Source organism: Mesobacillus jeotgali (genome assembly GCF_031759225.1).
GTDB classification, from domain to species: Bacteria; Bacillota; Bacilli; order Bacillales; family Cytobacillaceae; genus Mesobacillus; species Mesobacillus jeotgali_B.
This window is the reverse complement of the sequence record NZ_CP134494.1, coordinates 4,061,103-4,082,873: the sequence shown is the minus strand read 5'-3', so window position 1 is coordinate 4,082,873 and position 21,771 is coordinate 4,061,103. Positions and strand designations below refer to the sequence as shown.

At 45.7% G+C, this 21,771-nt stretch carries 20 protein-coding genes and 1 tRNA gene; 20 read left to right on the top strand and 1 reads right to left on the bottom strand.

Annotation, left to right across the window (positions count from 1 at the left end):
* The first annotated feature begins 51 nt into the window (after positions 1-51).
* The 6 genes from trxB to RH061_RS20525 all read left to right on the top strand — a co-directional run bounded on the left by trxB (position 52) and on the right by RH061_RS20525 (position 5,190).
* Positions 52-1,002, top strand: coding sequence for a thioredoxin-disulfide reductase (gene trxB / locus RH061_RS20550; RefSeq protein WP_311072642.1), 951 nt, complete (start codon positions 52-54; stop codon positions 1,000-1,002).
* Positions 1,003-1,471: 469 nt separating this feature from the next.
* Positions 1,472-1,930: an NUDIX hydrolase gene (locus tag RH061_RS20545; protein ID WP_311072641.1), complete on the top strand. Its 459-nt coding sequence runs from the start codon at positions 1,472-1,474 to the stop codon at positions 1,928-1,930.
* 31 nt (positions 1,931-1,961) lie between these two features.
* On the top strand, positions 1,962-2,855 hold the full coding sequence (gene rapZ, locus RH061_RS20540) for an RNase adapter RapZ (protein WP_167833117.1): 894 nt from the start codon (positions 1,962-1,964) through the stop codon (positions 2,853-2,855).
* Positions 2,852-3,835, top strand: coding sequence for a gluconeogenesis factor YvcK family protein (locus RH061_RS20535; protein ID WP_311072640.1), 984 nt, complete (start codon positions 2,852-2,854; stop codon positions 3,833-3,835). Before rapZ ends, RH061_RS20535 begins: the two co-directional genes overlap by 4 nt.
* A gap of 127 nt (positions 3,836-3,962) precedes the next feature.
* A complete protein-coding gene (gene whiA, locus RH061_RS20530; RefSeq protein WP_226085834.1) occupies positions 3,963-4,910 on the top strand; it encodes a DNA-binding protein WhiA in 948 nt (315 codons plus the stop codon).
* Between the two features lie 22 nt (positions 4,911-4,932).
* Positions 4,933-5,190, top strand: coding sequence for an HPr family phosphocarrier protein (locus tag RH061_RS20525; protein ID WP_311072639.1), 258 nt, complete (start codon positions 4,933-4,935; stop codon positions 5,188-5,190).
* A 59-nt stretch (positions 5,191-5,249) separates the two neighbouring features.
* Here RH061_RS20525 and clpP read toward each other — a convergent pair whose 3' ends face one another.
* Complete coding sequence (gene clpP, locus RH061_RS20520) at positions 5,250-5,855, bottom strand: ATP-dependent Clp endopeptidase proteolytic subunit ClpP (RefSeq protein ID WP_311072638.1); 606 nt, start codon at positions 5,853-5,855, stop codon at positions 5,250-5,252.
* A gap of 362 nt (positions 5,856-6,217) precedes the next feature.
* Between clpP and RH061_RS20515 the strand changes: the two genes are divergently transcribed.
* The 14 genes from RH061_RS20515 (at position 6,218) to smpB (ending at position 21,693) form a co-directional block, all read left to right on the top strand.
* Positions 6,218-6,289, top strand: a tRNA-Arg gene (locus tag RH061_RS20515).
* Positions 6,290-6,736: 447 nt separating this feature from the next.
* Positions 6,737-8,080, top strand: a complete 1,344-nt coding sequence (gene rpoN / locus RH061_RS20510; RefSeq protein WP_311072637.1) for an RNA polymerase factor sigma-54 — start codon at positions 6,737-6,739, stop codon at positions 8,078-8,080.
* 265 nt (positions 8,081-8,345) lie between these two features.
* Entirely contained in the window at positions 8,346-8,606 is a 261-nt protein-coding gene (locus tag RH061_RS20505) for a glutaredoxin family protein (RefSeq protein WP_311072636.1), read from the top strand.
* A gap of 123 nt (positions 8,607-8,729) precedes the next feature.
* Complete coding sequence (locus RH061_RS20500) at positions 8,730-9,755, top strand: sugar-binding transcriptional regulator (RefSeq protein WP_311072635.1); 1,026 nt, start codon at positions 8,730-8,732, stop codon at positions 9,753-9,755.
* A gap of 49 nt (positions 9,756-9,804) precedes the next feature.
* Positions 9,805-10,812, top strand: a complete 1,008-nt coding sequence (gap, locus tag RH061_RS20495) for a type I glyceraldehyde-3-phosphate dehydrogenase (protein WP_192470056.1) — start codon at positions 9,805-9,807, stop codon at positions 10,810-10,812.
* A 128-nt stretch (positions 10,813-10,940) separates the two neighbouring features.
* Positions 10,941-12,125, top strand: coding sequence for a phosphoglycerate kinase (locus RH061_RS20490; protein ID WP_311072634.1), 1,185 nt, complete (start codon positions 10,941-10,943; stop codon positions 12,123-12,125).
* Positions 12,126-12,289: 164 nt separating this feature from the next.
* A complete protein-coding gene (tpiA, locus tag RH061_RS20485) occupies positions 12,290-13,051 on the top strand; it encodes a triose-phosphate isomerase (RefSeq protein ID WP_311072633.1) in 762 nt (253 codons plus the stop codon).
* Positions 13,044-14,582 (top strand): 2,3-bisphosphoglycerate-independent phosphoglycerate mutase, encoded by a 1,539-nt coding sequence (gene gpmI, locus RH061_RS20480; protein ID WP_311072632.1) that lies wholly within the window; start codon positions 13,044-13,046, stop codon positions 14,580-14,582. The genes tpiA and gpmI overlap by 8 nt, the downstream gene beginning before the upstream one ends.
* Positions 14,583-14,606: 24 nt before the next feature.
* Complete coding sequence (gene eno / locus RH061_RS20475) at positions 14,607-15,905, top strand: phosphopyruvate hydratase (RefSeq protein WP_311072631.1); 1,299 nt, start codon at positions 14,607-14,609, stop codon at positions 15,903-15,905.
* Between the two features lie 613 nt (positions 15,906-16,518).
* The gene (locus RH061_RS20470; protein WP_311072630.1) at positions 16,519-17,328 is read left to right on the top strand and encodes a polysaccharide deacetylase family protein; all 810 of its coding nucleotides are present in this window, start codon (positions 16,519-16,521) and stop codon (positions 17,326-17,328) included.
* 122 nt (positions 17,329-17,450) lie between these two features.
* Complete coding sequence (secG, locus tag RH061_RS20465; protein WP_102264285.1) at positions 17,451-17,684, top strand: preprotein translocase subunit SecG; 234 nt, start codon at positions 17,451-17,453, stop codon at positions 17,682-17,684.
* Positions 17,685-17,856: 172 nt separating this feature from the next.
* Positions 17,857-18,603: an alpha/beta hydrolase gene (locus RH061_RS20460; RefSeq protein WP_311072629.1), complete on the top strand. Its 747-nt coding sequence runs from the start codon at positions 17,857-17,859 to the stop codon at positions 18,601-18,603.
* An 84-nt stretch (positions 18,604-18,687) separates the two neighbouring features.
* The gene (gene rnr / locus RH061_RS20455; protein WP_311072628.1) at positions 18,688-21,078 is read left to right on the top strand and encodes a ribonuclease R; all 2,391 of its coding nucleotides are present in this window, start codon (positions 18,688-18,690) and stop codon (positions 21,076-21,078) included.
* Between the two features lie 147 nt (positions 21,079-21,225).
* Complete coding sequence (smpB, locus tag RH061_RS20450) at positions 21,226-21,693, top strand: SsrA-binding protein SmpB (protein ID WP_226643393.1); 468 nt, start codon at positions 21,226-21,228, stop codon at positions 21,691-21,693.
* The last annotated feature ends 78 nt before the right edge of the window (positions 21,694-21,771 follow it).

The window sequence follows — 21,771 nt, the reverse complement described above, 5'->3', positions numbered from 1 at the left end:
GGTATGAAACCGAAAAATAACGGATCATGATATTCAAAGGAGTTGTACACCATGTCAGAAGAGAAAATTTATGACGTCATTATCATCGGAGCTGGACCGGCTGGGATGACGGCTGCTGTTTATACTTCACGTGCGAATTTGTCGACATTGATGCTCGAGCGCGGCGTGCCGGGCGGACAAATGGCGAACACAGAAGAAGTGGAAAACTATCCAGGCTTTGATCACATTCTTGGACCTGAACTTTCTACTAAAATGTTCGACCACGCGAAAAAGTTTGGTGCAGAATATGCCTACGGCGATGTAAAAGAAATCATCGACGGAAAAGAATATAAAACGATCAAGGCTGGCAACAAGGAATACAAAGCACGTTCCATCATCATCTCTGCTGGTGCGGAGTACAAAAAGCTTGGCGTTCCCGGCGAGCAGGAACTTGGCGGCCGCGGTGTTTCTTACTGTGCGGTTTGTGATGGCGCATTTTTCAAAAATAAAGAACTTGTTGTTGTCGGCGGCGGAGATTCAGCGGTTGAAGAGGGCGTGTACTTGACTCGCTTCGCATCAAAAGTGACAATCGTTCACCGCCGTGACGAGCTTCGTGCGCAAAAAATCCTTCAGGACCGCGCATTTGCCAATGACAAGATTGATTTCATCTGGAATCATACAGTCAAGCAAATCAATGATAAAGATGGCAAGGTAGGCAGCGTGACCCTAGTCTCTACACAGGACGGCGCTGAAAAGGAATTCGCGGCAGATGGCGTATTCATCTACATCGGAATGGTTCCTTTGACAAAGCCATTCGAAAGCCTTGGCATCACGAACAGCAATGGCTATATCGAAACGAACGAGCGAATGGAAACGAAAGTGCCTGGCATCTTCGCAGCCGGCGACATCCGTGAAAAAACGCTTCGCCAGATCGTTACAGCAACAGGCGATGGCAGTATCGCGGCACAAAACGCACAGCACTTTGTCGAGGAATTGCAAGAAGAATTAAAAGCAAAGGCATAATATAAACACCAAACCCGCTGGATCGTTCAGCGGGTTTTTCCAACGTGATGGTAAAAACAGCATGTCACGGCATAAATTAACAAAACGTAATTATTTATTAATTCTCCTGTAACAGTAGTGAAACAATCATGGGGTATTATAGGAATAGAAATTGACCCCCTTTTAAAAATATAATCCTTTGACGGCACAGGTTTATCCTGTGCTCTTTTTTTTGCGAAAAAATGAAACAGGCTTTTTCAAAAGATTATAACACCATATTCATGTTGGATTTCTCCATCGATGTTCCTCATCATTCCTTAACAAAAATATCATCTTTGTATTCATTGTGGCGAAAAACTAAAAATAGTATAATGGAAAGAATAAAAGTTCGGCTAACCGCTGATTTTCGATGTTGTTTGGACTCTGAATCAGCTTTGATCATAAAAACGTTAAAGTGCCTTATGCACGCACATATAAAGAGGTGGATTTGATGCAGCGAGTGACGAATTGTGTTTTAGTAAAAGATGAAAAAATTTTACTGCTGCAAAAGCCGCGCCGAAATTGGTGGGTGGCTCCTGGCGGAAAAATGGAACCCGGAGAGACCGTGAAGGATTCATGTGTAAGGGAATTCCGTGAAGAAACAGGGATTTATCTCCGCAATCCGCAAATCAAAGGGATTTTTACATTTGTCATCAAAGAAGATGGTCAAGTCGTATCCGAGTGGATGATGTTCACATTCTACGCAACTGAGGCAGATGGCATCAATCTCGATGAATCGGAGGAAGGCACGATTTCCTGGCACCAGCTTGATGACATCAAGGACCTTCCAATGGCTGCAGGTGATTATCACATCCTGGAATATATGGTCCATGGACAAGGAATTATCTATGGCACCTTTACTTATACACCGGATTTTGAGCTGATCAATTACAGGCTCGATCCAAACTGATCACATAAATAATTTGCAGGGGGAAAGAGAAATGAGTACCGGTTCAAGCACTGATACCCAGCTCGTCATTATAACAGGTATGTCTGGCGCAGGTAAGACCGTCGCTATCCAGAGCTTCGAAGACCTAGGTTTTTTCTGCGTTGACAACCTGCCGCCGACATTGCTTCCGAAATTTCTGGAGTTAATGAAGGAATCTGGCACAAAAATGAACAAAGTGGCACTTGTCATGGATTTGAGAGGACGCGAATTTTTCGACTCTCTATTCAAAGCGCTTGATGATCTGGCGGAAACTTCATGGGTGACACCGCAAGTATTGTTCCTTGATGCGGAGGATTCCACGCTAGTGCGCCGATATAAAGAAACAAGGCGTTCGCACCCGCTGGCTCCATCAGGGCTGCCGCTCGAAGGCATCCAGCTTGAGCGCGAGCTTTTGGAAGAGCTGAAGGGAAGGGCTCAGCTTATTTATAAAACAACGGGCATGAAGCCGAAGGATCTCCGCGAAAAGATCCTTGAAGAGTTTTCCGTGAATAAGAAGACGATTTTCACCGTGAATGTCATGTCATTTGGTTTCAAGCATGGAATTCCGATCGATGCTGACCTTGTTTTTGACGTCCGCTTTTTGCCGAATCCGCATTATATCGAGCACATGCGACCGAAAACTGGTCTTGATGAAGATGTGTCGACATATGTTTTAAAATGGAATGAGACGTCCAAGTTCCTTGAAAAGGTGACCGATCTGCTGAGTTTCATGCTTCCGCACTATAAGCGGGAAGGAAAGGCGCAGCTTATCATCGCCATCGGCTGCACAGGCGGCCAGCACCGTTCCGTTGCATTGGCAGAACATATCGCCAAGTTTTTCGAGAAGGACTACCATACCCGTGTGACCCACCGTGATATCGATAAAAGGCAGGGACTTCTGAAATGATGAATGATGGTCTGCCAAGAATCGTCATCATCGGGGGTGGAACCGGACTCCCAGTCCTGCTGCGGGGCTTGAAAAAGCATCCTGTCGACATTACGGCGATCGTCACGGTCGCAGATGATGGCGGCAGCTCGGGCCGATTGCGGGAGGATATGCATATTCCTCCGCCCGGTGATATCCGGAATGTCCTGGCAGCACTATCTGACGTGGAGCCGCTGATCGAAGAGATGTTCCAGCACCGGTTCAATACAAGCAATGAGTTGTCCGGCCACTCGCTCGGAAATCTGATCCTTGCCGCGATGACATCGATCACCGGAAACTTTGTCCATGCGATCCAGGAAATGAGCAAGGTGCTGAATGTGCGCGGGAAAGTACTGCCGGCAGCAAACAGGAGTGTCATGCTGAATGCGGTCATGGAGGATGACAGCATTGTCAGGGGAGAGTCCAAGATCCCTTACTCGGGAAAACGGATCAAAAGAGTCTTTTTGAATCCGGAAGGTGTAAAACCATTGCCTGAAACGCTCCAGGCCATCAGGGAAGCTGATTTGATTGTAATCGGACCTGGCAGTTTGTATACAAGCATCCTGCCGAACTTGCTCGTAAAGAGGCTGGGCAAGGAAGTATGCCAGGCGAAAGCACGAAAGGTGTATATCTGCAACCTGATGACACAGGCAGGAGAGACTCATGATTTTGCCGCCAGTGATCATATCAAGGCCATCTATGACCATATGGACTGTGCTTTTATTGATACGATTCTAGTGAACAGTGAGACCATCCCGCCCGATGTCGAGCTGCGCTATAAGGAAGAGTTGGCGCAGCCTGTCCATTTTGACCTTGACATGCTGATGTCATTGGGAGTGGAAGTCGTCCAGGAAGAAATCGCTGAGCTCGACGGCAATGTCATCAGGCATGATACAAAAAAAGTTTCAGAAATTTTATATTCTATGATAATAGATGAAACCAAAAAGAGATATAACGCGTAAATATAGGATGCAAGCGTTTGTCTCTCTTTGGCAATAGGTGTCCTGGTATCTCTCAGGCGCCACAGCGAAAAAGACAAAATCAGCTGCTGTGCTTAAGCCGGCGCTATATAACCAGGGGGGTGAGAAGGTGTCGTTCGCTTCGGAAACAAAAAAGGAACTCACAAATATCGACGTGAAGGGCTGCTGCGCTGATGCGGAACTGTCCGCTTTAATCCGGATGAATGGTTCCCTTTCCTTCTCAAATCGCAAACTCATCGTAGACATACAGACTGAAAATGCCGCGATCGCCAGACGAATCTACACCTTGATCAAGAAGAGTTATCAGGTTCAGGTGGAGCTGCTGGTGCGTAAAAAGATGCGGCTGAAAAAGAATAATGTTTATATTGTCCGCCTTAAGGAATCAGCCAGGGAAATTCTGGAGGATTTAAAGATTTTAGGAGAAGGCTTTGAAATAATCCACGAAATTTCGCCTGAACTAGTGAAAAAGAAATGTTGTAAGCGTTCTTATTTAAGAGGTGCATTTCTCGCGGGAGGCTCTGTGAACAATCCGGAGACATCTTCCTATCATTTGGAGATTGCTTCCATGTACCAGGAGCATAATGACTCATTATGTGAGCTGATGAATACGTTCGGGTTGAACAGCAAAACGCTTGAGCGTAAAAAAGGCTTCATCACCTATTTGAAGGAAGCGGAAAAAATCACCGAGTTCCTGAACATCGTTGGCGCCCATAATGCACTGTTGCGATTTGAGGATATCCGGATTGTCCGCGATATGAGAAACTCGGTCAATCGTCTCGTGAATTGTGAAACAGCTAACTTGAATAAAACAATTGGTGCCGCATTAAGGCAGGTGGAAAATATCCGCTATATCCGGGATACCGTCGGCCTGCAAATTCTGCCGGATAAACTGAGGGAAATCGCTCAGCTCCGTGTCGACTACCAGGATGTCACCCTTAAAGAGTTGGGCGAAATGGTCAGCGGAGGATCAATCAGCAAATCAGGGATCAATCACCGGCTGCGAAAGATCGATGAAATAGCAGATAAACTGCGTGCCGGACAAATTACAAATAAATAGAGGGCTAGAGGAGGAAAACGCAATGGTTGAAAAACAGGTGAAAGTGAAATTGAAAACAGGTTTACAGGCTCGTCCAGCGGCATTGTTCGTGCAGGAAGCAAACAGGTTCTCATCCGATATTTTTCTCGAGAAAGACGGTAAAAAAGTGAACGCGAAAAGCATCATGGGATTGATGAGCCTGGCTGTAAGTGCTGGCGCATCCGTGAACCTAATCGCTGAAGGCAATGATGAAGAAGAAGCAGTAGAGAAACTGGCTGAATATATCCAGCAGGAAAACTGATTCTTTGCTCCGACAATCAAAAAACTCGCTCCCGATCAGGAGCGAGTTTTTCATTGAGCTTATTTATCCTTCTTTTCTTCCAAGATGTTGCGAGTGATAATCTGGTCAACCAGACCGTATTCCTTCGCGCGCTCAGCAGTCATGAAGTTATCGCGGTCCGTATCTTTCGCGATGACATCAAGCGGCTGGCCAGTGCGCTCGGAAAGGATGGTATTCAGCTTTTCACGAAGGAAAAGAATGCGCTTCGCAGCGATTTCGATTTCTGTCGCCTGTCCTTGAGCACCACCAAGTGGCTGGTGAATCATGACTTCTGCGTTCGGAAGGGCATAACGCTTGCCTTTAGTACCAGCAGCAAGAAGGAATGCACCCATTGAAGCAGCCATACCGATACAGATTGTCTGTACATCCGGCCTAATGAACTGCATTGTATCGTAGATTGCCATGCCGGCAGTGATGCTGCCGCCCGGGCTATTGATGTAGATGGAGATGTCCTTTTCCGGATTTTCAGCTTCCAGGAAAAGCAGCTGGGCTACGATGGAATTGGCAACATTGTCATCAATCCCGCTTCCAAGCATAATGATGCGATCCTTTAAAAGGCGGGAATAAATGTCATATGCCCTTTCGCCCCGATTCGTTTGTTCAATAACTGTAGGAATCAAGTTCATGTTTGTTTTCCTCCTTTAACGTAAGATCATTTCACTGCATTTACTAAAGGCATTACAGTCTTTATAAAAGCAGTGCACTGCCCTAAAAAGGCAGATTGCAGGCTGGCATAAACTGGTTCGCTTGCCAGAACACCTATGTAGTTTTAATGATACACGCATGGTCAATAAAGGTCAAACGAATCGCTTGTAATGCCTGCATAAACTGTTCGACAATAATGTATATTCTCATTTACTGTACCGTATCCATCTTACCCAAGATTGTCATTTTTAAACAAATAGCAGTCTTGGCATCCTAAAAAACCTGCTTGCAAAGGGACCGAACATATCCTATAATAGGTAAGCGTAACGCCAACTACAAACATGCCCTCGTGGTGCAACGGATAGCACGTAAGATTCCGGTTCTTGAGATGTGGGTTCGATTCCTGCCGAGGGCGTAAATAGTTAATGCAATGGCTTTTGAGAGTTCTCAGATAAAACTGTCCAAGTTTTGTCCGATTACCTTAAAAGCCTTTTTTATTGTCCCCTATTCGATTTGTTTTCCATTAATTTGGGATAATGTGCAATTATCCTTGATGTTTACGCAATTCCACTCAGTTTTTGTGCAATTGTTGGGTTGATTTACGAAATTCTATCCTCTGACTGTGCAATTATAGCGATTCATTAAGAGAATGATTTTTCCAGTTGCTTCTTTGCTGGTTATTATATAAAAATTGCTAGGTTAATTGACTCGTTTGCAATTTTTTCGGTGGATGTCCGGGTGATGAACATACTATTACCCCTAAATTGCTATCTTCCTGACCAGATAACCAATTGGTAATGCCAAATTCTTTCCCTACACCAAAGCCTGTTTATCATGTAAAATGAGTGCAGGGGTGATTGAGATGGATTTGAAGGCTGGTTTATGGCAAAAGCAGACAATAAAATTGGCGATGACTCAGGAACTGACCCAGGCGATTGCGCTCTTGCAATACTCCGCACAGGAGCTTGCGGCGTTTCTTGAAGCTAAATCAATGGAAAATCCCCTGATGCAAGTGGACTTTAAAAACATCTCCCATTTTGATGCAAATATGGACCGTACGCGAAAAACGAGGAAAAAGACGTTCGAACGGGACCAGAAGAATTTGATTGAACAGATTGGCGCGGGGACAAGTGATACACTTGAAGACTATCTCCTATCCCAATTAAACTTGTTAAAAGCAACACCTGAAGAGAAATTGATTTTACATGAATTGATTGAAAACATAGATGAAAACGGTTACTTGAATCTGCAAAAAGAAGACCTTGTTAGAAGGTTTTGTGTTGATGATGAAATTGTCGATTGTGCTTTTTTTAAGCTTCAGTCCCTTGATCCTGCGGGAATCGGCGCGAAAGATCTCCAGGAATGCCTGCTGCTTCAATTGACAAGGCAGAAGCGCACACCTGAAAATGAACTGGCAATTATGATTATCCGTGACCATTTCCTTCTTTTTGCCGAGAAAAAGTGGAAAGCAGTGGCGAAGATGCTGAATGTCGATTTGAAGGATATCCAAAAGGTACATGATGATATCCAGCTGCTGAACCCCAAACCCGGTGCAGCGTTCCAGCGAGAAAAGCCTGCTTACATTGTTCCGGATGTGGTTGTAAAACGGGAAGGAAATGAACTCTTGGTTAGTGTGTTCGATGCGCTGATTCCTAAAGTTTCTTTTAATGAAGGGTATTTTCAGCAGCTGTCTGGGCACAGTGATCCGGACGTCAATAGATTCCTGCAAGAAAAGCAGGGAGACTACCAGTGGATCCAGCGGAGCCTTGAACAACGGAAGGAAACTCTGCTGAAGGTATCGATGAAAATCATTGATAAACAACAGGAATTCTTTTTAATTGGGCCAGACCATCTGAAACCGATGACGATGAGGGAGGTGGCCGACGAACTCGAAATCCACGAATCGACGGTCAGCCGAACCGTCCGCGAAAAATACATGCAGACACCAGCGGGCACTTATGAATTGAAATCATTTTTCACAAGCGCGATTTCAACCACAGAGAACAACCAGGCATCTTCTCAAAAAGTAAAAGCAGCCATTGAAAGATTCATAAAAGAAGAAGATAAAAAGAAACCTATATCCGACCAAAAACTAGTCGAACTGCTCGAAGACCAAGAAGGCATGGTCGTATCAAGAAGAACCGTCGCAAAATACAGGGACCAGCTAGGCATCCCATCGTCATCGAAACGGAAGCGGTTTTATTAATGCGCAGATGATCAAGTGTTTAAAGTTAAATATTTACTTTAACTAGATGGTTTTAACACAAAACATTATTAATAAGTTGATTGGAACGGAAGGTGCGAGACTCCTGCGGGATCAGCGGGACAGGTGAGACCCCGCAAGCGCTTTAGCGCTGAGGAGGCTCACCGCACGCCCCGCGGAAAGCGAAGCAACCTGGAGTGGAAATCAACTTATTAGCAGAACATTAATATAAGAAAATAATTTTAGAGATCAGCCGAAGGAGCAAAAAATGCAAAAAACAGTCAAACTATACTCACGTCCACGCTGCCATTTATGTGAGACGGCAAGGGAAATCCTCGAAGACCTACAAACCAAATGGAGATTTACAATAGAAGAGATCAATATCGACCTCGATGATGCGCTCGTCGAGAAGTACGGAATCATGATTCCAGTCATCGAATTGGACGGCGAAGAGCTGCAATACGGAATCATTAACAAAAAGTTCATAGATGAAGCGTTTTCACGAAAAAACCTAGAGTTTATAAGTTGATTAAGGGTTTCACTCCTGTTAGAATGAATTTTGTAGCAGGGGTGATTTTTTTTACCGCGAGTGGGACATAATATGTCTTAGCGGGACATTTTAAGTCCAACGCTGGAAAAGGAGAATATCAAAATGGACTTTTCGCTCATTGATATTCAAAAAAGAATATTGCCCGATTTATTGCAAGTTATGCAAAAACGATACCTCATCCTCCAATACATAAACGTGATGCAGCCAGTTGGCAGGAGAAATCTTTCAGTCAGCCTCAATTTGACTGAACGGGTTTTGCGTTCAGAGGTGGAGTTTTTGAAAGACCAGAATCTGATCTCGATGTCGGGTCAGGGAATGACACTGACTAAAGAGGGAAAAGATATACTGGAAAGTCTTGATAGTGTAATGCGGGACATTATGGGTATAGACAGACTAGAGCGCCAGCTTCAGGAGCGCATGGGGATCAGGAAAGTGATTGTTGTCCCAGGGGACAGCGATCAGTCGCCGTGGGTAAAAAGTGAGCTGGGGCGAGCGACAGCGCATAGTATGAAAAATCTTCTTCAAAGCAAAAATATAATTGCTGTGACCGGGGGATCGACTATGGCGGCTGTGGCAGAAATGTTGACACCCGATTTCGGCGAGAAGGATTTGCTGTTCGTACCAGCAAGGGGCGGAATTGGTGAGGACGTCAAGAATCAGGCAAACACGATTTGCGCGATCATGGCGGACAACACGAATTCACGCAACAGGGTCTTTTATGTGCCCGACCAGGTCAGCAGCGAAGTCTATAAAACCTTCATCAAAGAACCGCTGATTTATGAGGTTTGGAATTTAGTTAAATCAGCAAGCATGGTTTTACATGGTATTGGAGACGCTATTACAATGGCGGAACGCCGCAATACCAGCCCGGAGGATTTACATAAGATCCTCAATGGAAAAGCAGTTGGCGAGGCTTTCGGCTACTATTTCAATGAAGCCGGGGAAATCGTCCACAAAGTGCTGACGATCGGCCTCCAAATGGACGATCTCAGAAGTGTAGGGGATGTCATTGCAGTTGCCGGCGGAGCGTCAAAGGCAAAGGCAATCAGAGCCTATATGAAACAGGCACCTTCCTCAACGATCCTGATCACGGATGAGGGCGCCGCTAAAACATTGTTACAAGGGTAACACCTTAATATAAACAACACCTTTATAGGAATCAAAGGAGGAAATACACATGGCAGTAAAAGTTGGTATTAACGGATTTGGAAGAATTGGACGCGTAGTTTTCCGCGCAGCATTGAAGAACCCTAATGTGGAAGTAGTAGCAGTTAACGATTTAACTGATGCAAACATGCTTGCTCACCTTTTAAAATATGACACAGTTCACGGAACTTTGAACGAAGAAGTAACTGTTGACGGCGACTATCTTGTAGTTGCAGGACAGAAGGTTAAAGTTTTAGCTGAAAGAGATCCAGCACAACTTGGCTGGGGCGACCTTGGCGTAGAAGTAGTCGTAGAATCTACAGGACGTTTCACTAAGCGCGCTGACGCTGCGAAACACCTTGAAGCAGGCGCAAAGAAAGTTATCATTTCTGCTCCAGCATCTGACGAAGATATCACAATCGTTATGGGTGTTAACGACGACAAGTACGATGCAGCTAACCACCACGTAATTTCAAATGCATCTTGTACAACAAACTGCTTGGCTCCATTCGCGAAAGTCTTGAACGACAATTTCGGAATCAAGCGCGGTATGATGACAACAGTTCACTCATACACAAATGACCAGCAAATTCTTGACCTTCCGCACAAAGACTACCGTCGTGCACGTGCAGCTGCGGAAAATATCATTCCTACAACTACTGGTGCTGCAAAAGCAGTTTCTCTAGTATTGCCTGAGCTTAAAGGCAAATTAAACGGTGGAGCAATGCGTGTACCAACTCCAAACGTTTCATTGGTTGACCTTGTTGCAGAGCTTGACAAAGACGTAACAGTAGAAGAAATCAACGCAGCTTTCAAGAAAGCTTCTGAAGGCGAACTTAAAGGAATCCTTGGATACAGCGAAGAGCCGCTTGTATCAAGCGACTACAACGGCAACGCATACTCTTCTACAATCGATGCACTTTCAACAATGGTTATGGAAGGCAGCATGGTAAAAGTAATCTCTTGGTATGACAATGAGTCTGGTTACTCTAACCGTGTAGTAGACCTTGTTGATTTCATCGCTAAAAAAGGTCTGTAAGCTAAGATTGGATAACTAATCCAATATTGACTATAATGTAGTAGGATGAAAAGGGGAGCGGGGTAATTCCCTCTCCTCTTTTTCTGCTTAATCGCGCCTTGGCGCTATTTTAAAGGAGGTCTCTAGCCTTGAACAAAATGACAGTAAAAGATGTGGATGTAAAAGGAAAACGAGTTTTTTGCCGCGTTGATTTCAACGTGCCGATGAAGGATGGACAGATTACGGATGAAACACGGATCCGTGCAGCGCTGCCAACAATCCAGTACCTTGTTGAACAGGGTGCGAAAGTCCTTCTTGCAAGCCACCTTGGCCGTCCGAAGGGACAGGCTGTTGAAGAATTGCGTTTGACTCCAGTTGCGAAGCGTTTGTCTGAGCTGCTTGGCAAGGATGTTAAGAAAACAGATGAAGCTTACGGCGACTCTGTGAAATCTGAAATCGACAGCATGAACGAGGGCGATGTCCTGCTTCTTGAGAATGTCCGTTTCTATCCAGGCGAAGAGAAGAATGATCCTGAACTTGCAAAGGCATTTGCAGAGCTTGCAGATGTTTATGTGAACGATGCATTCGGAGCTGCACACCGCGCGCACGCTTCAACAGAAGGCATCGCCAAGTACATTCCGGCTGTATCAGGCTTCCTGATGGAAAAAGAACTTGAGGTACTTGGAAAAGCCTTATCAAACCCTGAGCGCCCATTCACAGCCATCATCGGCGGTGCAAAGGTTAAAGATAAGATCGGCGTCATCGACAACCTATTGGAAAAAGTAGATAACCTGATCATCGGCGGCGGACTTGCTTATACTTTCGTAAAAGCACAGGGCCACGAAATCGGAAAATCTCTTTTAGAAGAAGATAAAATTGATTTGGCTAAGAGCTTCATGGAAAAAGCAAAGGCAAAAGGCGTTAACTTCTACATGCCTGTAGATGCTATCGTTGCTGATGATTTTTCTGCAGATGCAAATTCAAAGGTCGTAGCAATCGAAGAAATCCCATCAGACTGGGAAGCTCTCGATATCGGACCAAAAACAGCTGAAACCTACCGCGATGTGATTCAGAAGTCCAAATTGGTCATCTGGAACGGACCAATGGGCGTCTTCGAAATCGACAAATTCGCTGAAGGAACAAAAGCTGTCGCACAAGCATTAGCCGATGCTAACGATACATACTCAGTCATCGGCGGAGGCGACTCTGCAGCAGCAGTCGAAAAATTCGGCCTAGCTGAAAAAATGAGCCACATCTCCACAGGAGGCGGCGCTTCCCTGGAATTCATGGAAGGCAAGCAGCTCCCAGGTGTAGTGGCATTGAACGATAAGTAAGATTTATACACAGGAGCGGTGCCGCAGCAATGTAAGGGTGCGGATCCTGACCATTGTTTTTAGCCGTTCCTATTAAAAGATACATTCAGCCCAACATCCAGTGGGAACATTTTTATAGCATTAAAACGCTGCATACGCAGCAAACATTGAAAGGAAGTGTCAGCATGCGTAAACCGATCATTGCAGGAAACTGGAAAATGCATAAAACGCTGCCTGAAGCCAAAGATTTTATCGAAAAAGTAAGCGGACTTGTTCCGTCAAACGACAAGGTTGAATCAGTAGTTTGTGCTCCGGCATTGTTCCTAGGACAGCTTGTCGAGCTTACACAGAATTCAGACGTAGAAATTGGCGCTCAAAACATGCACTTTGAAGAAAGCGGTGCTTTTACAGGCGAAGTGAGCCCAAAAGCATTGCAGGACATCGGTGCAAAATACGTGATCATTGGTCACTCTGAACGCCGCGAAATGTTCAATGAAACAGATGACACTGTCAATAAAAAGACTTTGTCAGCATTCAAATACAATTTGACTCCGATCGTTTGCTGTGGCGAAACGCTTGAACAGCGCGAAAACGGCGAAACAAACGAGTTTGTCGGCGGACAGATCAAAGCGGCGCTTAACGGCCTGACAGATGAACAAGTGAAGCAAACTGTCATCGCTTATGAGCCAATCTGGGCGATCGGAACAGGTAAATCTTCTACAGCAGAAGATGCAAATGAAACTTGCGCGCACATCCGCAAGGTGGTTGCAGAGCAATTTTCACCAGAAGTGGCTGAAGCAGTCCGCATCCAGTATGGCGGAAGCGTAAAGCCAGCTAACATCAAGGAATACATGTCGCAATCTGACATCGACGGCGCATTAGTCGGCGGAGCAAGCCTTGAGACAGATTCTTTCTTACAGCTATTGGAGGCAGGTTCCAATGAGTAAGACGTCACCAACAGCTTTGATCATTCTGGACGGTTTCGCATTGCGCGGCGAACGGATGGGAAATGCCGTAGCCCAGGCGAAAAAGCCGAATTTTGACCGTTACTGGAACCATTATCCGCATGCACAGTTAATTGCGAGTGGGGAAGCGGTCGGCCTGCCAGAGGGCCAAATGGGCAACTCTGAGGTAGGACACCTGAACATCGGTGCCGGCCGCATTGTGTACCAGAGCCTGACACGCGTGAACATTTCGATCCGTGAAGGCGAGTTTGAAAAAAATGAAACATTCCTTGCCGCAATCAAGCATGCGAAAGAAAAAGGCACTGCCCTTCATCTGATGGGCTTGCTGTCTGACGGCGGCGTTCACAGCCATATTGAGCATATGTTTGCTCTATTGAAGCTGGCTGCCAGCGAAGGTCTGGAAAAAGTGTATGTACACGGATTCCTTGATGGACGCGATGTCGGACCGCAAACTGCGCCAGGATACATCAAACAAACGCTAGAGAAAATGAGTGAAATCGGTGTCGGTGAATTTGCGACGATTTCTGGGCGATACTATTCTATGGACCGCGACAAGCGCTGGGAGCGTGTGGAGAAATCCTACCGTTCCATGGTGTATGGAGACGGACCTACGTATTCAAACCCAATGGAGTTGATCGAAGATAACTATAATAATGGAATCTTTGACGAATTCGTTGTTCCATCGGTGCTAGTGCGTACTGATGGTTCACCGGTTGCGACGATCCAGAACGACGATGCTGTGATTTTCTACAACTTCCGTCCTGACCGCGCAATCCAGATTTCAAACACTTTTACCAATAAAGACTTCCGTTCATTCGATCGAGGAGAAGGCCATCCTGAAAACCTTCACTTCGTGTGCCTGACTCACTTCAGTGAAACAGTTGACGGTTACGTGGCATTCGAACCATCAAACCTTGATAATACTGTCGGTGAAGTGATTTCACAGGCTGGAATGACTCAGCTTCGCATCGCTGAAACGGAAAAATATCCGCACGTGACATTCTTCATGAGCGGGGGCCGTGAGCAGGAATTCCCTGGTGAAAAGCGGATCCTGATCAACTCGCCAAAGGTTGCGACTTATGACTTGCAGCCTGAAATGAGCGCTAATGAGGTTACGGAGGCATTGCTCAAGGAAATCGAAGCAGATAACTTCGACGCGATTTTATTGAACTTTGCTAACCCTGATATGGTTGGACACTCAGGTATGCTTGAGCCAACAATTCAGGCAATTGAAACAGTTGACGAATGTCTTGGTCGTATCGTTGACCTGATCGTTTCTAAGGGTGGAACAGCCATTATCACTGCTGACCACGGAAATGCGGATGAGGTTGTTACCCTTGAAGGAAACCCGATGACCGCACACACAACAAACCCGGTACCTGTCATTGTAACGAAAGAGGGCGTGGAGCTCCGTGAAGACGGAATCCTTGGCGACCTTGCACCGACAATGCTTGAATTACTGGGACTGAACCAGCCAGCAGAAATGACTGGAAAATCATTGATTAAAAAATAAACTTAATTATAAGGAGAGATACCTATGCCATTCATTACAGACGTATACGCACGCGAAGTATTAGATTCCCGCGGTAACCCAACAGTTGAGGTAGAAGTTTTCACAGAATCAGGCGCTTTCGGACGCGCATTAGTTCCAAGTGGTGCTTCTACTGGTGAATACGAAGCAGTTGAACTTCGTGACGGCGACAAAGGCCGCTACCTTGGAAAAGGTGTTTTAAAAGCAGTTGAAAACGTGAACGAAATCATCGCACCATTCTTGGTTGGCGAAGAGTTCAACGTTCTTGACCAAAACGGCATCGACCAGGCACTAATCGAATTAGATGGTACTGAAAACAAAGGCAAGCTTGGCGCTAACGCAATCCTAGGCGTTTCTATGGCTGTTGCACACGCTGCGGCAGACTATCTTGACCTACCTTTATACCAATACCTTGGCGGATTCAACTCCAAGCAGCTTCCAGTTCCAATGATGAACATCGTGAACGGCGGCGAGCACGCTGATAACAACGTGGACATCCAGGAATTCATGGTCATGCCTGTTGGCGCTGAGAACTTCCGTGAAGCACTTCGCATGGGTGCGGAAATCTTCCACAGCTTGAAGGCAGTTTTAAAAGAAAAAGGCTTGAACACAGCTGTAGGTGACGAAGGCGGATTCGCTCCAAACCTAGGTTCAAACGAAGAAGCACTTCAAACAATCGTTACGGCAATCGAAAAAGCAGGCTACAAGCCAGGCGAGCAAGTCATGCTGGCTATGGATGCTGCATCTTCTGAGTTCTACAACAAAGAAGACGGCAAGTATCACCTTTCTGGAGAAGGCGTTGTGAAGACATCTGTAGAAATGGTTGACTGGTACGAAGAAATGGCTTCCAAGTACCCAATCATCTCAATCGAAGACGGTTTGGATGAAAACGACTGGGAAGGCCACAAGCTATTGACTGAGCGCCTTGGCGGCAAAGTCCAGCTTGTTGGTGACGACTTGTTCGTTACAAACACGAAGAAGCTTGCTCAAGGTATCGAGCAAGGCGTTGGCAACTCAATCCTGATCAAGGTTAACCAAATCGGTACTTTGACTGAAACATTCGACGCAATCGAAATGGCGAAGCGCGCAGGTTACACTGCTGTCATCTCTCACCGTTCTGGTGAAACAGAAGATTCAACAATCGCTGACATCGCTGTTGCAACGAACGCTGGCCAAATCAAGACTGGTGCACCATCACGTACAGACCGCGTAGCGAAGTATAACCAGCTTCTTCGCATCGAAGACCAGCTTGGCGAAACAGCTCGCTTCAACGGAATCAAATCTTTCTACAACCTTAAGAAGTAATTTTGCGAGGTGAATCGCCTAATGTGGCGATTGAACCCGTAACATAAGGACACCGGTAGCATGACGATGCTGCCGGTGTTTTTTTTGTGGGCAGAAGGACAATTCGAGTTGAAGAAATCTTTAATGTTTCTTGTAAAAGGGCAGTTATAGACATTTCAGGAGGACAATCCGATCAAAATGTCTAATAAAAAGGGTTTAATAGACATTTCAGGAGGACGAGCTAGTCAAAATGTCTAAAAAAAGGGGTTTAATAGACATTTCAGGAGGACAATCCGATCAAAATGTCTAATAAAAAGGGTTTAATAGACATTTCAGGAGGACGAGCTAGTCAAAATGTCTAACAAAAGGGGTTTAATAGACATTTCAGGAGGACGAGCCGATCAAAATGTCTAATAAAAAGGGTTTAATAGACATTTCAGGAGGACGAGCTAGTCAAAATGTCTAAAAGAGATTTCTGACGTCCATCATCATGTCCAATCCCCATTCCCTAATAAGTATTACTACGCCAACCACCCCACTAGTAAAAATAGCCCACCATATATCCATGATATAAACTGGCTGTTAATCCACAATACTATAGCTAAACTCAACTTAGATGGGAGCCGGTTGAAATATGAAAAAATATCTTCTTGCCGCAATCCTTATAACCTTTACCCTATCCTCATCCGCTTCTGGTACTGCTCTTTCAGTAACCAGTCAAAACCCTGCAGAGGTGTCGTCATCAGCAAAAAAGCCTAAGCAAGAAGCTCCTTCCTCGGTGAAACGAGCGAAATACGAAAAGACTGGCCATGTGTTCTGGGATCTTCCCGTGGAAGAAAAGCTTGTGGCGTTTACGTTTGATGACGGGCCTGATCCGACGTTCACTCCGCAAATCCTTGACGCTCTGAAGAAGTATGATGCGAAAGCTACTTTTTTTGTCATTGGCGAGGAGGCGGAAAGATACCCGGAAATCGTTAAACGGCAGGTAGCAGAAGGGCATGAAATCGGGAATCACACCTACAGGCATCGTTTCCGGGACGGCTATTCCCCAGCGATGCTCAGAAAGGAACTAGATAAGAACGCTGAGGTCATTCATGATCTGACCGGCATCAAGCTTTCGCTATTCCGGCCGATCGCAGGTTATTATGATAAGGAAATTGTCGATACAGCGATTGAAGGGGGCTACAATGTCATCCTCTGGTCATGGCATCAGGAAACTCGGGACTGGAGCAGGCCGGGTGCGGCAAAGATCACGCAAAATGTTATATCCGATACTCGACCAGGCGACGTGATCATTTTCCATGATGCTGGTGGAGACCGTTCGCAAACGGTGAAGGCGGTGGAAGACATCCTGGAAATTTTATACAAGAACGGATATCAATGCACGACTATTTCGGACCTGCTGTACAGATCAAATTCGCTGCTTCCTGCACCATTGCGTTAACAACTGCGAGAAATTAAAGTACCTGCCCAATAAAATTCATAACAATTCGGACAAGTATTGTTCTATTCCTGAAAATGTGATAAATTTAAAATACTGTTAGCAGTTTTATCGGGAGGTACGTCATGCATACATTGTTAGTTGTTCTTTTAGTGATCGTCAGCATTGCTCTTATTGGAGTTGTTCTTCTTCAATCAGGCAAGAGTGCTGGTCTGTCCGGTGCGATTTCCGGCGGCGCTGAGCAATTGTTCGGCAAGCAGAAGGCAAGAGGTCTTGACCTTGTGCTGCACCGTGTTACGATCGTGTTGTCTGTTTTATTCTTTGTCTTGACTATTGCCGTTACTTATTTCGAACTATAATACACACAATGACCCGGCTTCAATAGAGGCCGGGTTTTATTGTGTTTACATAAGCAAAATCCTCACATAATTCTGTTGAATATGGGTATTTACATATATAAAGGCTTTTAATTGAATGTTACAAGCATGTTTGTTAAAACTAAGGAAGATATCTGATAGAGGGAGTAGGAAAATGAGAAAGTTAGTGCCAAGACCATTTACATTTAAAGCTGGAAAAAGAGCGGTATTGCTATTGCATGGATTTACCGGCAATTCTGCGGATGTCAGGATGATGGGCCGTTTTTTAGAAGGGAAAGGATATACATGCCATGCACCTGTATTTAAAGGACATGGAGTGCCGCCTGAAGAACTGATACATACGGGTCCTGAGGATTGGTGGCAGGATGCGCTTGATGGCTACGAATTCCTCAAGAGCGAGGGCTATGAGGAGATTGCTGTGGCAGGTTTATCGCTGGGCGGAGTCCTTTCGCTTAAGCTGGGATATACCAAGCCACTCAAGGGAATCGTGCCAATGTGCGCGCCGATGCATCTTAAGACGGAAGAATTGATGTACCGCGGTGTACTCGAGTATGCGCGCGAGTATAAGAGGATGGAAGGCAAGCAAGAGGAGCAGATCGAGGCAGAGGTAAAAGAGCTCGAGCAGAAATCGATGGCTACGCTCAAAGACCTTCAGGAGCTGATCAAGGAGGTCCGTGGCAGCATCGACCTGATCTATACGCCAACCTTTGTGGTCCAGGCAAGGAACGACGTCATCATCGACCCTGACAGCGCGAATATCATTCATGACAATATCGAATCTGAGCATAAGAAACTCAAATGGTATGAAGAGTCAGGCCATGTCATCACGCTTGATAAAGAACGTGATCAGCTGCACGAAGATGTTTACGAGTTTCTACAGTCATTAAATTGGAAAGAATAAAAACATAGAAAATTTATTGTGTTGTTTTTTACACCATGAACTCAACATGATTTCGAAAATAGCATAATAAAGGAGGGATTTTTAATGGATGAGAATATTAAAGGCCATATAGACAGGCTGTTGAATTATATGAAGGATGAAGCTTACAAGCCGCTTACCGTCCAAGAGCTGGAAAGTGCCTTTGGAATTGAGGATTCATCGACATTCAAGGATTTCGTCAAAGCACTGGTGGTCATGGAAGAGAAGGGGCTGGTCGTCAGGACCCGAAGTGACCGATACGGCCTTCCGGAAAAAATGAATCTCGTGCGTGGACGATACAGTGCGCATGCGAAGGGGTTCGCTTTTGTCATTACAGAAGAACAGGGAATGGATGATGTCTTCATTCCGCCGAATGAAACGAGCAATGCGATGAACGGTGATACCGTCCTTGTCCGCGTATCGTCAGACAGCTCGGGGCAGCGCCGTGAAGGAACAGTCGTGCGCATCCTTGAAAGAGGAGTGTCGCAGATTGTCGGCACTTATACCGAAAGCAAGCATTTCGGTTTCGTGATTCCTGATGATAAAAAGTTCACGAGCGACATATTCATTCCAAAAGAAGCCGGGATGGGTGCAGTCGAAGGTCATAAGGTCGTCGTCAAACTGACAAGCTATCCTGAGGGCCGCAAGAGTGCCGAGGGAGAGGTTGTTGCCATCCTTGGCCATAAAAATGATCCTGGAGTCGATATCCTGTCTGTCATCCACAAGCACGGACTGCCGATGGAATTCCCTGATGAAGTCATGGAGCAGGCGAATAATGCCCCGGATCAAATCGATGAGAGCGAGTTGGCAAACCGCCGCGACCTGCGTAATGAAGTCATCGTCACGATTGACGGTGCAGATGCGAAGGACTTGGATGATGCCGTCCAGGTAATAAGACTTGAAAACGGCAATTATAAGCTTGGTGTCCATATCGCGGATGTTACGTACTATGTAACCGAGGACTCACCGATTGACCGCGAAGCAGAAGACCGTGCGACGAGTGTTTATTTGGTTGACCGGGTGATCCCGATGATTCCGCACCGCTTATCAAACGGAATTTGCTCGTTGAATCCTAAGGTCGACCGCCTTACGCTGTCTTGTAATATGGAGATCACTCCAGATGGGCAAGTGGTAGACCATGAAATCTACCAGAGCGTCATCAAGACTACTGAGCGAATGACATATTTCGATGTCAACAGGATTCTTGTTGATAAAGACGAGGAAACCCGCTCAAATTATGAATCTCTTGTGCCAATGTTTGAATTGATGGAAGAGCTTGCTGCTATCCTTCGTAAAAAAAGGATGGAAAGAGGCGCCATCGACTTTGATTTTAAAGAATCAAAAGTACTGGTTGATGAGGAAGGCCACCCAACAGATGTTGTTCTGCGTGAGCGGTCTGTCGCTGAAAAACTGATCGAAGAATTCATGCTAGCGGCAAACGAAACAGTCGCCGAGCATTTCCACTGGCTGGATGTGCCATTCATCTATCGTATTCACGAAGATCCGAAAGAGGATAAGCTGAGAAAGTTCTTTGATTTCATTACAAACTTCGGATATCTTGTCAGAGGCTCCGCAAACGGAGTGCATCCAAGAGCACTGCAGGAAATCATCGAGGAAGTCCAAGGCAAGCCGGAGGAAATGGTCGTTTCAACTGTCATGCTCCGTTCGATGCAGCAGGCGAAATACTATCCTGAGAGCCTCGGGCACTTCGGTCTTTCAACAGAGTTCTACACGCACTTTACATCACCAATCCGACGCTATCCTGACTTGATTGTCCACCGCTTGATCAGGACTTACTTGATCGAGGGCAAGCTCGACCAGGCAACAAAGGAAAAATGGAATGCGATGCTGCCTGATATTGCCGAGCATTCATCCAACATGGAACGCCGTGCAGTTGAAGCTGAACGTGAAACAGATGAACTGAAGAAAGCGGAATACATGGAAGACAAGGTTGGAACGGAATACGATGGCATCATCAGCTCTGTTACGAACTTCGGGATGTTCGTCGAGCTTCCGAACACAATCGAAGGCCTGGTACATGTCAGCTACATGACGGATGATTATTACCGCTATGACGAACGCCATCTGGCGATGATTGGCGAGCGAACAGGCAATGTCTTCAGAATCGGCGATGAAATTACAGTCCGAGTCATCAAGGTTAACAAAGATGAGCGCTCCATTGATTTTGAAATCGTCGGCATGAAGGGCACGCCAAGGCGTGAGCGTCCAGCCCAGCCAAAGATCTTCAAGACGGGCAGCAGTGATAAAAAGCCGCGCCGCGGTAAAGAAGAAGAAGGCAAGCGAGGCGGCAGAGGTTCGGGCGGCGGAAGAGGATCAGGAGGAGGCAGAAATGGCTCCAGTTCAGGCTCCGGCTCCGGTCCAAAACCAAAGAGCAAGAAGAAAAAGTTCTTTGAGAACGCCCCGGCCGCAAAGCGCAAATCTAAGAAAAGAAAATAGGCAACTCATTGAGAGCTCCTGATCAGGGGCTCTCTGTTGTCCTCTATTGCTGGCACGTTAATCTGTGCTGACCAAGGCGCTTGCGCTTTTCATTGTGGGAGAATGGGATATTTGCTAAAATGAGAGAAATAGAAGGGGGAAGTTTTTATGCCAAAAGGTGAGGGAAAAGTCGTCGCGCAGAATAAAAAAGCAAATCACGACTATTTCATCGAAGAAACTTATGAAGCCGGAGTGGTCCTTCAGGGAACAGAGATTAAATCGATCCGTAACGGACGTGTCCAGCTAAAAGATTCATACGCAAAAGTCCATAATGGAGAATTGTTCTTATATAATCTGCACATCAGCCCCTATGAACAGGGAAACCGTTATAACCATGATCCTCTGCGCACAAGGAAGCTTTTGCTTCATAAACGCCAAATCAATCAGTTGATTGGTGAAACGAAGGAAGCAGGTTATGCGCTTGTGCCATTGAAGATTTACCTGAAGAACGGTTACGCAAAGGTTTTAATCGGTCTTGGTAAGGGTAAAAAGAACTATGACAAGCGTGAGACGCTGAAGAAGAAGGAAGCAAGCCGCGATATCGAGCGTGCATTCCGTGAGCGCCAGAAAATGTAAGCTTGTCAGCTGAGGAAGAGTGTACCAGTTGAAAAAAGTACTCAGTGTGTTATAATAATAACTGTCACCAGCGAGTGA